The 13196-nt window shown below is 67.7% G+C and carries 13 protein-coding genes and 2 riboswitches; of the genes, 6 read left to right on the top strand and 7 right to left on the bottom strand.

Going from position 1 to position 13196, the window contains the following annotated elements; all coding sequences use genetic code 11:
* Positions 1 to 19 precede the first annotated feature (19 nt).
* The 3 genes from panD to HNR11_RS06035 all read left to right on the top strand — a co-directional run bounded on the left by panD (position 20) and on the right by HNR11_RS06035 (position 2139).
* Positions 20 to 442 carry an aspartate 1-decarboxylase gene (gene panD, locus HNR11_RS06045; protein ID WP_179441551.1) on the top strand — a complete coding sequence of 141 codons (423 nt, stop codon included), beginning with the start codon at positions 20 to 22 and terminating at the stop codon, positions 440 to 442.
* Positions 443 to 717: 275 nt separating this feature from the next.
* Positions 718 to 1167, top strand: coding sequence for a hypothetical protein (locus tag HNR11_RS06040; RefSeq protein WP_179441550.1), 450 nt, complete (start codon positions 718 to 720; stop codon positions 1165 to 1167).
* A gap of 81 nt (positions 1168 to 1248) precedes the next feature.
* Complete coding sequence (locus HNR11_RS06035; protein ID WP_179441549.1) at positions 1249 to 2139, top strand: hypothetical protein; 891 nt, start codon at positions 1249 to 1251, stop codon at positions 2137 to 2139.
* Here HNR11_RS06035 and HNR11_RS06030 read toward each other — a convergent pair.
* The 6 genes from HNR11_RS06030 to HNR11_RS06005 all read right to left on the bottom strand — a co-directional run bounded on the left by HNR11_RS06030 (position 2073) and on the right by HNR11_RS06005 (position 8241).
* The gene (locus tag HNR11_RS06030; RefSeq protein ID WP_179441548.1) at positions 2073 to 3497 is read right to left on the bottom strand and encodes an LLM class flavin-dependent oxidoreductase; all 1425 of its coding nucleotides are present in this window, start codon (positions 3495 to 3497) and stop codon (positions 2073 to 2075) included. The two genes, HNR11_RS06035 and HNR11_RS06030, sit on opposite strands and share 67 nt — an antisense overlap.
* The gene (locus HNR11_RS06025; protein WP_246310329.1) at positions 3494 to 4714 is read right to left on the bottom strand and encodes an acyl-CoA dehydrogenase family protein; all 1221 of its coding nucleotides are present in this window, start codon (positions 4712 to 4714) and stop codon (positions 3494 to 3496) included. The genes HNR11_RS06030 and HNR11_RS06025 overlap by 4 nt, the downstream gene beginning before the upstream one ends.
* The gene (locus HNR11_RS06020) at positions 4711 to 5613 is read right to left on the bottom strand and encodes a MetQ/NlpA family ABC transporter substrate-binding protein (protein ID WP_179441546.1); all 903 of its coding nucleotides are present in this window, start codon (positions 5611 to 5613) and stop codon (positions 4711 to 4713) included. Before HNR11_RS06020 ends, HNR11_RS06025 begins: the two co-directional genes overlap by 4 nt.
* Positions 5610 to 6482 (bottom strand): MetQ/NlpA family ABC transporter substrate-binding protein, encoded by an 873-nt coding sequence (locus HNR11_RS06015; protein ID WP_179441545.1) that lies wholly within the window; start codon positions 6480 to 6482, stop codon positions 5610 to 5612. Before HNR11_RS06015 ends, HNR11_RS06020 begins: the two co-directional genes overlap by 4 nt.
* A gap of 197 nt (positions 6483 to 6679) precedes the next feature.
* Entirely contained in the window at positions 6680 to 7348 is a 669-nt protein-coding gene (locus tag HNR11_RS06010; protein WP_179441544.1) for a methionine ABC transporter permease, read from the bottom strand.
* On the bottom strand, positions 7348 to 8241 hold the full coding sequence (locus HNR11_RS06005) for a methionine ABC transporter ATP-binding protein (protein ID WP_179441543.1): 894 nt from the start codon (positions 8239 to 8241) through the stop codon (positions 7348 to 7350). Before HNR11_RS06005 ends, HNR11_RS06010 begins: the two co-directional genes overlap by 1 nt.
* Positions 8242 to 8248: 7 nt before the next feature.
* Positions 8249 to 8348, bottom strand: a riboswitch (SAM riboswitch).
* A gap of 121 nt (positions 8349 to 8469) precedes the next feature.
* Positions 8470 to 8583: riboswitch (SAM riboswitch) on the top strand.
* Between the two features lie 9 nt (positions 8584 to 8592).
* Here HNR11_RS06005 and HNR11_RS06000 point away from each other — a divergent pair.
* From HNR11_RS06000 to HNR11_RS05990, 3 genes are all read left to right on the top strand, one after another.
* Positions 8593 to 9480 (top strand): ABC transporter ATP-binding protein, encoded by an 888-nt coding sequence (locus tag HNR11_RS06000; RefSeq protein WP_179441542.1) that lies wholly within the window; start codon positions 8593 to 8595, stop codon positions 9478 to 9480.
* A 212-nt stretch (positions 9481 to 9692) separates the two neighbouring features.
* Positions 9693 to 10769: an aliphatic sulfonate ABC transporter substrate-binding protein gene (locus HNR11_RS05995; protein ID WP_179441541.1), complete on the top strand. Its 1077-nt coding sequence runs from the start codon at positions 9693 to 9695 to the stop codon at positions 10767 to 10769.
* Positions 10766 to 11602 carry an ABC transporter permease subunit gene (locus HNR11_RS05990; protein ID WP_179441540.1) on the top strand — a complete coding sequence of 279 codons (837 nt, stop codon included), beginning with the start codon at positions 10766 to 10768 and terminating at the stop codon, positions 11600 to 11602. The genes HNR11_RS05995 and HNR11_RS05990 overlap by 4 nt, the downstream gene beginning before the upstream one ends.
* A gap of 109 nt (positions 11603 to 11711) precedes the next feature.
* Here HNR11_RS05990 and HNR11_RS05985 read toward each other — a convergent pair whose 3' ends face one another.
* The gene (locus HNR11_RS05985) at positions 11712 to 13115 is read right to left on the bottom strand and encodes an LLM class flavin-dependent oxidoreductase (RefSeq protein WP_179441539.1); all 1404 of its coding nucleotides are present in this window, start codon (positions 13113 to 13115) and stop codon (positions 11712 to 11714) included.
* Positions 13116 to 13196 lie beyond the last annotated feature (81 nt).

Raw genomic sequence — 13196 nt, 5'->3', positions numbered from 1 at the left:
CTTCGAAAGTGAGCCGAACATGCTGAGGACCGTCATGGGCGGAAAGATCCACCGCGCCACCGTGACCCACGCGGACCTGCACTATGTCGGATCCATCACCGTGGATGCCGAGCTGCTCGACGCCGCCGGAATCGTGGAGGGCGAGAAGGTCCAGGTGGTCGACATCACCAACGGAGCGCGCCTGGAGACCTACACCATCGCCGGACCGCGCGGCTCCCGAGTCATCGGCATCAACGGCGCCGCCGCGCACCTGGTGCAGCCCGGGGATCTGGTCATCCTGATCTCCTACGTGGTCGTGGACGCCATCGAGCTCTCCGCGCACCAGCCCCAGGTGGTCCATGTGGACACCGAGAACCGCATCGTGGAGCTCGGCCACGACCCGGCGCAGCCCGTGCCCGGCGCAGTGGACCAGCTGGACCCGCGCACCGCAGTGCTCACCTGAACCACAGCGACCACCTGAACTGCGGAGCTCGCCTCAGCGGCAGTATTCGCCCCAGCGGCAGCGACCACCTGAGCCGCAGAGACCAGGGATCCGCCTCACCAGGGCGTGATCGGCGAGAAGCCGTCCGGCGCTGTTGAGCCCCGCAGGGCTCAGCCCGTGGTGGAATCAGGCCCGATCAGGGGTCATGGCCGTGACATCGGTCGGCAAAGCAGACTAAGTTCTAGAGGGACTCGTGCCATACGAGAGACTCATCCACCGTCAGAACGGAGTTGACCATGCGACTGTTCACACTGGGCGCCGGCGTTGCCATCGGCTACATCATCGGCAGCAAGCGCGGCAAGGCAGAATTCGAACGGAGCCTCAACGCCGTGAAGAAGAGCGCCGCCGAAACCTGGAAGGACCCCAAGGTCCAGGAGACGGTCACCAAGGCAGGAGAGACCGCCAAGCAGTACGTCTCCACCGTCACCGACTCGGTCAAGAAGCAGGCCAACGACGCCGCGTCACCGGTCACCGACAAGGCCGTGGAGGCCGCCGCTCTGGCCGAGGACGCCGTGAAGAAGGCCGGCAGCGGGGCTGAGAAGCTGGTCGATCAGGCAGCCGAGAAGGTCGAGAAGCAGGCCGACGCCGCGGATGAGAAGGCCCGCGAGTCGTCCAACGGCACCTCGGGCTCCGCCGCCTCCTCAGGCAGCGCAGGGTCCTCCAGCAAGCCCGCCGGATCCGCCTGACTCTTCGCGCACACGCTGCGCCGGCCGTGGGACCAGCCCTGGAATGGGGCGGGCCCACGGCCGACCTATATCCTGAGACCTATGCCGCCTGAGACCTTCGCCGCCCGCCTGATCGCCGAGACCCTGGGCTCGGGATCGCTGAACGAGTACCCCGAGGCTCCGCGTCACGATCAGCTGATCCGGCGAGCGCTGCGCCGGCGACGGGTCACCCTGCGACCAGTCGGGGAGAACAGCCAGGTGTTCGTCTTCGGCGGGGTGGTCGTCGGCGGAATGGATTCGGTGGTGACCACCCTGGTGAGCGCGCATGCCCGGCGCATCACCGCAGACGCGCAGCTGCTGCGCCGGCACCTTGAGATCCAGGAGCTGCCGCTGCCCGCCGAGGACGCGGCCATTGCCCGCCGGGCGCCAGGCGAGGCCTCGGGCCCCAGCAGGGTCCGGGCCTTCGTCGTCGGGGACCGGGTCTGCTGCTCTCTGCTGCGAGTACCGGCCACCGTGCTCGGTGATGGCCGCTCAGCCCTGGCTCAGCTGGTCCTCCACGACGCCGGGGTGCGCTCCCGGCACGCGCTGCTGGCCGATTCGGCGGTGCCCGGCCCTGGGCAGGCCCCCACCGGCACAGTCCAGTCGCGGCTGCGGGACCGGGGCTTCGATCCGGAGCAGGTGCCCGCAGAAGGCAGCCTCATGCAGCTGCAGGACTCCGCGGAGCTGGCCTCCGGCGGGCTGACCATCGATGTCACCGGGATGCTCCCCGATGCCCTGCATGAGCTCGCCGCGGAAGCCGTGATGGCCGTGCCGGGGCTCTACGCCGCCGCCGTGGACCTCCTGGTCCCGGACCTGGAGTCCGCCGAGGACGCGCTCGTGCTCACGGTGCTCCCCGACGCCGACATCAGGCCAGCGCACCTGCCTGCCTACGGCGAGTCCCGGGACTTGGCCGGCGCGATCGCCGATGAGATCCTGCTGCGCGCCTCGCGCTGAGCTCCTGCGCCGCAGCGGGGCGCGGGATGATCCGCGCGCAGATGCGGACCTTCCTCCAGCAGCGCCTCGCGAAGGGTCACCGGTGTCTGGGGGCGCTCCGGCAGCAGTCCGCGGCGCCGCAGCTCGGGGGTCACGAAGGTCTCGAAGCGCTCGAAGTCTGCGGGCCGGACCGCCGCCGAGATGTTGAACCCGTCCACTCCGGAGAGCTGCTGGAAGCGGACCAGCTCATCGACCACCTGCACCGGATCCCCCACGATCAGCGGCCCGCGTCCGCCGATCGAGATGAACTCCGCGACATCGCGGACCGTCCAGCGCTTGGCGGGGTCCTTGGTGAACATCGCCAGCGCGGACTGATTGGCCTCGGTCTGCACATCGCTGACGACGTCGTCCTCGGCCAGGCCTGAGAGGTCGACTCCGGTCCACCCGCCGAAGAGCGTGAGCGCCGAGGCGGTGTCCACGTAGTCCCGGCACTCCGCCAGTCGGGCCTGCGCCAGGTCCTGGGTCTCGGCCACGATGATCGTCGCCATCGCGAAGAACCGGACCGACTCGGGATCCCGGCCGGCCTCGAGCAGCTTCCCCCGGGTGTCGGCGACCTGGTGCGCCAGTCGCTGCGGTGAGGAGCTGATGACGAAGATCGCCTCCGCGTGGTCCACCGCGAACTTCTGACCGCGCGCTGAGGAGCCCGCCTGGAAGAGCAGCGGTGTGCGCTGCGGGCCCGGGTGGGTGAGCATCTCCCCCGGCACATCGAACCACTCCCCGCGGTGGCTGATCGGGTGCACCTTCTCCGGGTCCACGAAGACCCCGGTGGACTTGTCCGCCAGCACCGACCCCGCCTCGTGGGAGTGCTCGAAGAGCTTGTACATCACCTCGAGGTACTCATCGGCACGGTCGTAGCGCTCGTCGTGCGGGATCTGCCCGCTGAGTCCGAGGTTTCGCGCTGCGGACTCCTGGTAACTGGTCACGATGTTCCACGCGATCCGTCCACGGGTGAGGTGGTCCAGTGTGGCCAGGCGCCGAGCCAGTGCGTAGGGGGCCTCATAGGTGACCGAGGCGGTCAGCCCGAAGCCGAGGTGCGTCGTCGCCGCAGCCAGGGCCGGCACCATGACCTGAGGGTCCAGCAGCGGGAACTGCACGCCGCCCTTCGCGGCAGCCTCGGCGGTGCCGCCGTAGACGTCGTAGACCCCCGGGATGTCGGCGAGGAACAACGAGGAGAATCCGGCGCGTTCCACGGTCCTAGCCAGCTCGGTCCAGTACTCGAGGGTGTCGAACTCCTCGATGCGGGAGTCCGGGTGTCGCCACAGTCCTGGAGACTGATGCACCGGCACCACCATGTCGAAGGCGTTGAAATGGATGGTCATGACTTCTCCTTGGCCTCGCCGATGGCGTTGAGCCCCTGAGGCAGGGTGCCGTTGATCTCATGGTCCCCGAGCGAGCGGGCACGGAAGACGATCGGGTTATGCGTGGCGATGGTCTGCGCGTTGCGCCAATGCCGGTCCAGCCCCTTGCTGCGCACCGTGGCGGAGGCACCGGCGGTCTGAAACAGCTCCAAGGTCACGGCCAGCACCAGGTCCGGCACGCTGATCTGGGCCTTCTCCACGGCGATCTCTGCGTCGTGGATCTCGCGCGGCGCGGGGGCGCTGAAGCCCGGGTCACCGGTGCCGGCCTGCAGGCCCGCGCTCAGCGCCCGGTCCACGGCGCGGGCCGCTTCTAGCACCGCAGCCTCGGCCACGAAGGCCTTCGAGGACATCGTCCCGACCACCTGTTGGATCAGCGGATCCTGCCGGAAGGCCTGTCCGGCGGTGGAGGTGTTGAAGGTGCGGGTGCGCCGCGCCAGCGTGGAGGTCGCGTCGGCCAGGGCGGCCTTGGCGATGCCAGCCTGGACGGCGAGCAGATAGAGCTGGAAGAACGCGGCCTCGTGGACGGACTCATGGTCGCCGGGGCTGCGCTGGAGGACGCCCAGTTCCTCCACGGCCACCGATTCCAGCAGCGTGGTCCCGGTGCCGGTGAGCTTCTGCCCGAAGCCGTCCCAGTCATCGAGCAGCGTGACCCCGGGGGCGTCGGTGGGCACCACCGCGAACCGACGCCCCTCCCCCTGATCTGCCTGGGCGGCCGAGACGCGGGTATAGGTGGAGAAGATCGTCCCGGTGGAGTAGTGCTTCTCCCCGGTCAGCAGAGCCGCCCCGGTCGGGCCGGATTCCAGTCGGGTGTTCAGGCTGCCCAGCGCGTTGCCGCTCCGCTCGGTGGAGGCGTTGCCCACGGTGCTGCCGTTGAGCACTCGGGCATACCAGAGCTCGCGGATCGCCGCGGGCTGGAAGCGCAGCGACTCCACGAAGCCGAAGTGGCCGCGGTAGAGGTGTGCGACGTTGGAGTCCGCCTCGGCCAGCGCGATCACCTCACGGATCAGCTCCTCGACGCTGAGATCCGGGCCGCCGAACTCGGCCGGGACGCGCAGGGCGCCGAAGCCGGCGTCGTCGAGCCAGCCGACCTGTTCGAAGGGCAGGATCCGATCCAGCTCGCGCTCGACGGCTCCCTCCCGGATCCGGGTGAGCAGCTCTGCAGGGATTGCGCGGCTCATGAGGCGTTCACCTGCTCCCATGCGGCGTCGATGTCTCGGTCGAAGGCCGGGGTGAGCAGACCGTCGAGGTAGTCCCCGTACCACTGGCGCACCGGCTGCGAATGGTAGGCCGACTTCAGCGCCTGATAGCGTTCGGGCTGCTCCTCGCGGAAGCCAGGGCGCGCGCAGACCGCGAGCGCGAACGGCAGCGCCTCCTCGGCTGACTCCATGATCAACACCTCCTCGGGCAGCACATCGATCTCGGCCAGCAGCCGGGCGAAGCCGAAGACGGCGTCGACGTCGGAATAGATCTGGCCCACCGACTGCTGGTCCACCTCGATGAACTGCAGGTCCTTGGGGTTGGCGGTGATGTCATTCACGCTCAGCGCGGCGACAGGTTTGGACTCGTCGATCTCGATCAGGCCGCCGCGGGCCAGCAGCCGGATCCCCCGTCCGTTGTTCGCAGTGTCCACAGGCAGGGCGACCTGAGCCCCGTCGGGGAGCTCCTCAAGTGAGTCGTACTGCTCGGAGTAGATCCCGGAGGGCTGCTCGAACATGAAGAAGATCGGTTCGATGTCCAAGTCGTTGTCTGCGTTGAACTGGCGCAGGTAGCTGATGTTCTGGAAGAAGTTGACGTCGTACTCGCCGTTGTTCACCGCGTGGTTGGGCTGGATGATGTCGGTGACGTAGGTGGCGTCGAACTCCCAGCCCTCGGATTCAAGGATGCGCTGTGCGATCCGGGTCGGCTCTTGGAAGGGAGCATTCTCGGTGACCACAAGGCGCAGCGTGCGGTCACCGCCGATCCGGTCCACCAGCCCGCAGCCGGAGGTGAGGCTCCCGACGCCGAGCAGAGCGGCCATGCCCAGTGAGCCGCTCAATACTCGACGCCGGGAGAGTGTGGGGGCGCTGGAGGTGCTCATGCGCTGAAGTCCGTCCAGATCTCTTCGGCATTGTCGATGGTGATGAAGTCCTCGAAGTCGATGACCCCGCCCTGGTAGTCCTCGAACCACTGTTCGACCTCTTCGGACTGGAATGCGTCCTGCAGCGCCTGGGCCTGTTCATCGCTGACCCCCTCGGGGCCGACGGCGACCACGCAGGTGAATGGGGTGCGCACCTCCTCGCGGCCGTCCTCGATGCTCAGCGCCGTCTCCTCCACGTCGAGGTCGGCCTCAGCGATCAGCCGGACGAAGGCGAAGCCGGCGTCCACATCGGGCAGCACCTGCGCGGCGGACTGCTGGTCGGTCTCCACGAACCGGAAGTCCCGGGGATTCTCGGTGATGTCGTTCTGGGTCAGGTCGATGATCGAGACGCTCTCGTCGACCTCGATCAGGCCCTCGTCCGCCAGCAGCTGCAGCGCCCGGCCGTTGTTGGAGGGGTCCACCGGCAGGTTGATCTCAGCCCCGTCGGGGAGCTCCTCCAGCGAGTCGTACTCCAGCGAGAACAGCCCGGCCGGGGCGTAGTAGACCGAGAACAGCGGCTGCACCGCGGTGTCGTTCGAGGCGTTGAAGTTGTTCAGATAAGCCAGGTGCTGGAAGTAGTTGCCCTCGTACTCGCCCTGGTTGACCACCTGGTTGGGCTGGACGATGTCGGTCATATAGGTGATGTCGAGTTCGTAGCCCTGCTCTTCGAGCAGCTCTGCGGCGATCTCTGCCGGTTCCTGGAAGGGCGCGGATTCGGTGACCACGATGCTGATCGTGGAGTCGTCCTCCACCAGCCCGCAGCTGGTCAGGCCCAGCGCTGCGCTGGCGAGGACTGCGCCGGAGAGGATTCTGGGGCGTGGATGAGTCATGGTTCTGAAGCTGCTTTCTCGTGCTGGGCGCAGGGCCCAGAGGGTGTGCGGGACGGACCCGGGCGCGACGTCGGACGCCGGCCCCGGGAACGGGGTCAGGTGATGTGTGCGGGTGGTGTGGGGCGGGGTGGCGCGGAAGCGCGGTCAGAAGCTGACTCTGCTCAGGCGGTGGCCCTGGTCTAGGCAGTGATGCTGGTCTAGGCGGTGATGCGTCGGTCTGAGGCGCGGGCGAGCCGGGTGCCGGTGAACTGCACCAGGCTCACCAGCAGCACCATCAGCACGATCGCCGCGACCATGGTGGGGGTCTCGTAGCGGTAGTAGCCGTAGCGGATGGCCAGGTCTCCGATCCCGCCGCCGCCGACCAGCCCTGACATCGCCGAGTAGGAGATGAAGCTGACCGTGGTGATGGTGATGGACCCGATCAGTCCGGGTTTGGCGTCGACGAGCAGCACATTGCGGATGATCTGGCCGCGGGTCGCGCCCATCGCCCTGGATGCCTCCACCGCGCCGGAGCCCAGCTGGGTGATGTTCTGCTCCACCAGACGCGCGAAGTAGGGGATCGCGTTGATCGTCAGCGGAACGATCACCGCGGCGGTCCCCACCGAGGTCCCCACCACGAACCGGGTGAACGGGATGATCGCGATGAGCAGGATCAGGAAGGGGAAGGATCGGATCATGTTCACCATCCCCGAGACCACAGCATGGGATCGGGGCCGCGGGGCAAGGCCCTCGGGAGCGTGGACGAAGAGCCAGATCCCCAGCGGGGTGCCCAGCAGGACCGCCACCGGGATGGCGACCGCGATCATCGCGAAGGTCTCCAGCATGGCCTGATTGATCTCGGGCAGTCGTTCGATGACGAGGTCCATCAGCGCACACCCCCGACGGAGCCAGCCAGCGTGGCCTGCGCTGACCGATCCGGATCAGCGTCCGACCCAGCGTCCGGATCGGAGGATGCCACGCGCGGCGCGGAGGCCGGCCCGCTTTCTGCGTTGGACCTGCGGTCGAGTGTGATCCCGTCGCTGAGCAGGTATTTCCCGATGGAGGTCTGGGGGTCGAAGCCTTCCCGGCGCAGCTGCGCGGCGGGGAACTCTTCGACCACGCGTCCGTCCTCCATGACTGCGACGTCATCCGCGAGGGCCTTGATGACCTCCATCTCATGGGTCACGATCACCACGGTGATGCCGAACTCGCGATTGACATCTGCGAGGTACTGCAGCACGGTCGCGGTGGTGAAGGGATCCAGAGCCGAGGTCGGTTCGTCGCAGAGCAGCACCTCGGGTCTGGTGGCCAGAGCGCGGGCGATGGCCACCCGTTGCTTCTGCCCCCCGGAGAGCTGGGCCGGATAGACCGAGGTCTTCTCGGTGAGGTCCACGATCTCCAGCGCCTCGGACACGCGGGCCTGACGCTCCCGGCGGCTGGTGACCCCGGCGAACTTCAGTGAGAGCTCCACGTTCTGGGCGACCGAGAGGTTGTTCACGAGATTGAATCCCTGAAAGATCATGCCGATCTGATGCCGAGCCCGGCGCAGCGCGGTGTCATCCAGGCTGGTCAGGTCGGTGCCTCCGACGCTGACCCTGCCCGAGGTGGGACGTTCCAAGAGGTTGATGTTCCGCAGCAGGGTCGACTTGCCGGCGCCGGAGAACCCGATGATGCCTTGGATGCTGCCGCGCGGCACCTCCAGGCTGACATCGTCGACCGCGGTCAGCGGCTGCCTGCCGCGGGCGGCGAAGGTCGTCGAGACATGGGAGAGGGAAATCATGAGGCGTACTCCATCGGTCCTGGCGTTAGCACCCGGCCGGAGCCTTGCGGCCCTCCGGGTTGCTGCGACGTCTTCGAGCCAGATCTCTCAGTCGCTCTGGATGGTTGAGTATCTTCACTGTAGACGTGAACATAGCCCGGAAGTCAAGTCGACCCCGGTGTTGCGTTTTATCTCACCTGATGAACTCCACGTTGATCCGATTCCCCGCCTGGGCGTAGGCTGATCTTCGTACCATCCCGAGCGGCCGAGAGATCTGGCTCGTCGACGCCGCAGCAACCCAGGGAAGGATGCCTCGTCAAGGGACATCTTTTCGCCGGGTGCTACCGCCAGGATCGATGGGAGTAACCTCTGATGATTTCGCCTGCCTCCACCCTGACCGGCACCGCCGCAGCCACATCTGCGAGCCCCGCTGATTCCCCGCGCCCCGGCGCTCCGGCCGCGGAGCAGCCTGCCGGCCGGCGGGACTACACCTCACTCGACGTCCGGCTCTCCGCGGTGGGTCGTTCCTTCGACTCGCGCACCGTGCTGCGAGATGTCAGCCTGCAGATCGCTCCCGGTGAGGTCCTGGCGATCCTGGGCTCCTCCGGGTGCGGGAAGTCCACGCTGCTGCGCGCCGTCGGCGGTCTCGACACCGGCAACACCGGGGAGATCCTGATCGACGGTTCTCCGGTGCGTCGTTATGACGAGCGCACCGCCGTCGGGTTCCAGGAGCCGCGACTGCTGCCCTGGCGCTCGATCCACAAGAACGTCAGCCTGGGCCTGCCGCGAAGCCTCTCCAAGGCTGAGGGCCGGGAACGGGTCGACGAGCTCCTGGAGCTGGTCGGGCTGCATGACCGCGCATCGCTGCGGCCCCGGGAGATCTCCGGTGGCATGGCGCAGCGCGCGTCCCTGGCCCGCGCCCTGGCTCGACGCCCCGGTGTGCTGCTGCTCGATGAGCCGTTCGGCGCCCTGGATGCGCTCACCCGGCTGAAGATGCAGGACCTGCTGCTGGACCTGCATGCCGAGACAGGCACCACGGTGCTGCTGGTGACCCACGACGTGGATGAGGCGCTTCAACTGGCCGACCGGGTGCTGCTGCTCGGTCAGGACCCGGCCGACACGGACCCCGCCGAAGGTGCCACGATCGCACGGCTGCTGCGCGTCCCCGGGCAACGACCCCGGGATCGCGCCTCCGCCGAGCTGGCTGCACTGCGCAGCGAGCTCTTCTCCGGCCTCGGCGTGGACTCACACAGCCACTGACCAGCCGACCAGGCCCCAGCTGCTCCACTGACCTCGAGGACTGCGGCGACCGGGGATTCCGGTCCTGACTGCGACCCATCCGTGGTCTGCACCCGGTCGACTTCACGTCCTCCCGACCGGCCCCGCAGGCCAGACCCACCACACCGCCGGAGAGTCACCTCTGAGACCACGGCACATCTTGTCCATCACTGAAGAACCGAAAGGCCACCCTCATGCCCAGCCCCGCCGTTTCCCGCGCACCCCGTTCTACTCGCACCTCGCTGAAGGCGGTCTCCATGGCCGCCGCCGTCGCGCTGCTCGCCACCGCCTGCAGCGGTGACGGCGGGGAGGGTGAGCAGCTGGAGACGCTGAACATAGACTTCGCCACATATAACCCGTTGAGCCTGATCATCCTGGAGAACGGCTGGCTGGAGGAAGAGCTCGAGGAACTCGATGTGGACGTGCAGTGGGTGCAGTCCCAGGGTTCGAACCGCGCGAACGAGAACCTGCGGGCAGGAAACATCCATGTCGGCTCCACCGCCGGCTCGGCCGCGCTGCTGAACCGCGCCGTGGGGGCCGATACCCACACGATCCTGATCGAGAACCAGCCCGAATGGTCCGCCCTGGTCACCCAGGAGGGCTCTGACATCGAGTCCGTGGAGGACCTCGAGGGCGCCTCCATCGCGGCGACGCTGGCCACCGACCCCTACTTCTTCATGGCGCGTGCCCTGCAGGAGGCCGGGCTCAGCGTGGACGACGTCGAGGTCCAGGCGCTGCAGCACGCCGATGGCCGGCAGGCTCTGGAGAACGGCGACGTCGATGCCTGGGCGGGGCTGGATCCGATCATGGCCGGCGCCGAGGCCGAGGGTGCAGAGCTGCTCTACCGCAACGTGGACTTCAACACGTATTCGGTCATCAATGCCACCGGAGACTTCGTGGAGAACCACCCCGACGTCGCGCAGATCGTGGTCAACGTCTACGAACAGGCCCGGGAATGGGCCACCGAGAACCCGGAGGGCACCGCCGAGATCCTCGCCGAGTACGCCGGGATCGAGCTGGAGATCGCCGAGGCGGTCATCACCGAACGCACCAACTTCGAGGTGGACCCGGTGCCCGGTGAGGACGTCTACGCCGCCATGGAGGCCGCCGGACCGTTCTTCGTGGAGAACGGCGACGTGGACAGCCAGGAGGCGGTGGACGAAGCCCTGGACTCGCTGTTCTACACCGAGTTCGCCGAGAACATCGAGGCCACCGACGCCGAGGGCACCGAGAACGCCGCCGACGAGGCTGACATCGAGGAGGACGAGTGAGCAGCACGATTCTCGCAGCACCAGAAGCGCAGCCTGGATACTCACCCTCCGGCGCGCCCGCGCGACGCACCCGGCGCGGACTCCGCGGTGGCGGGCTGCTGATCGGCGCCATCGTCCCGGTGCTGCTGCTGGGACTCTGGTGGCTGGTCACCGAGGTCACCGGCACCTTCACTGCGATCCAGCTGCCTCCCCCGCAGGCGGTCCTCACGGCGGGGATCGGACTCTTCGATTCCGGCGACCTCTTTGAACACGTCGGGATCTCGCTGCAGCGGGTGCTGATCGGCTTCGGGATCGGTGCTGCCCTGGGCCTGGCGCTCGGCTCTCTGCTGGGCCTGTCCTCCATCGCGGACAAGCTGCTGAACCCCACGGTCGGAGCCTTCCGCGCCGTGCCGTCGCTGGCCTGGGTGCCGCTGCTGCTGCTCTGGGTGGGTATCGGAGAGGATTCGAAGGTCATCCTGATCGCGATCGGCGCGTTCTTCCCGGTGTTCACCGCGATCCATTCCGCGCTGCGGCACGTGGACGCGCAGCTGGTCGAGGCCGGCCGCGCCTTCGGGTTCCACGGGATCCGGCTGCTGGGCACCGTTCAGCTGCCGGCCGTGGTGCCCAGCGTGTTCTCCGGGCTGCGTCTGGGACTGGCCCAGGCGTGGCTCTTCCTGGTCGCCGCCGAGCTGCTCGCCGCCGCCGAGGGACTCGGTTTCCTGCTCACGGAATCACAGAACAACGGGCGCACCGACCGGCTGCTGCTGGCCATCGTGCTGCTGGCCCTGCTGGGCAAGCTCACCGACACCCTGCTCGGGGTCCTCGAGCGCAAGGCCCTGAAGACCTGGGCCTAGCTCCACTCCCCCGTTCGCGCGTTTTACCGGGGCTTCCGCGCTCTACCGGCCACACCGTCTGCCAGGTATGACGCGGAAGCCCCGGTATTTTGCGTCCTGGGGTGGGTGCTCAGCCCTTGCGGCGCAGCTGGAACTGCGCGCCGTGGTGCTCGGCGGGCAGGTGATCTCCGGCACCGAAGAGCTTATTGCGCAGCGTGCCCGGGGCATACTCGGTCTTATAGCGGCCGAGTCGCTGCAGCTCGGGCACCACATGCTCCACCACATCCTCGAAGGTTCCAGGGGTGATGTGGTAGGCCAGGTTGAACCCGTCCACATCGGTCTCCTCCTGCCACTCGATCAGCTGCTGGGCTGCGGTCGGGCCGTCGCCGATGATGACCGGGCCGAAGCCGCCGACGCCGACCCACTCGGCGAGCTGCCGGACGGTCCAGACCTCGTCCTCTCGGCCGGAGGCCTTCTGGAAGGTCTCCACCGTGGACTGGATGGCGTTGGACTTCACGTCTCCGATGGGCTGGTCGAGGTCGAACTGGCTCAGATCGATGCCCATCCAGCCCGACATCAGCACCAGTCCGCCCTCGGCGTCGATGTAGCGGGTGAGGTCCTCGTATTTGGCCTGCGCGGCGGCGTTGTCCTCACCGGTGACGATGGTCTGCATCGCGAAGATCCGCACCGAGTAGGGGTCACGTCCGGCCTCCGCCACGGAAGCACGGATCTTGGCCACCGAGGCTTTGGCCAGCTCCTTGGTGGGCGGATTGATGAACACCGCCTCGGCGTGTTTGCCGGCGAAGGCGCGGCCTCGGCTGGAGGCGCCCGCCTGGTAGATCACCGGGGTGCGCTGCGGGGAGGGCTCCACCACGCCGATCCCGGGGGTCTTGAAGAACTCGCCGTGGTGTTCGATCCGGTGCACCTTGTTCGGGTCGGTGAACACCCCTGAGGCCTTGTCGGCCAGCACGGCGTCGTCCTCCCAGGAGCCTTCGAGGAGCTTATAGACCACGTCGAGGTACTCATCGGCGTGGTCGTAGCGGCGATCGTGCTCCATCTGATCGTCCTGACCCATGTTCTGCGCGGCCGAGGGCAGATAGCCGGTGACCACGTTCCAGCCCACTCGGCCGCCGGTGAGGTGATCCAGGGTGCCCAGGCGGCGGGAGAAGGGGTAGGGGTGTTCGTAAGCGGTGCCGGCGGTGATCCCGAAGCCCAGGTTCTTGGTGACCGCGGCCATCGCGGAGACCAGAAGGAACGGATCTTGCAGCGGGATCTGCGCCCCGGAGCGCAGCGCGGCCTCCGGGTTCGAGCCGAAGACGTCATAGGGGCCCAGCACATCGGCGATGAACAGGCCGTCGAAGAGTCCGCGTTCCAGGATCTGCGCCACTTCGGTCCAGTACCCGATGGTGTTGTACTCCCGGGCGCGGTCTTCCGGGTGCCGCCACAGGCCCGGGGACTGGTGCACCACGCAGTTCATGTCGAAGGCGTTGAAGAGGATCTCGCGCTTGCCGGATTCGGCTCTCGGGTAGGTCATTCGTGGTTCTCCTTGGGGTTCGGGCGTTCGGGGCGGGGCGGAGTGGCGTCATAGTGATGTGGCGAAATAGCGGAGTGGCGG

It is taken from the genome of Nesterenkonia sandarakina, from assembly GCF_013410215.1.
Taxonomy (GTDB): Bacteria; Actinomycetota; Actinomycetes; order Actinomycetales; family Micrococcaceae; genus Nesterenkonia; species Nesterenkonia sandarakina.
The sequence above is the reverse complement of the archived record's forward strand: the minus strand, read 5'-3'. Positions and strand labels throughout refer to the sequence as shown.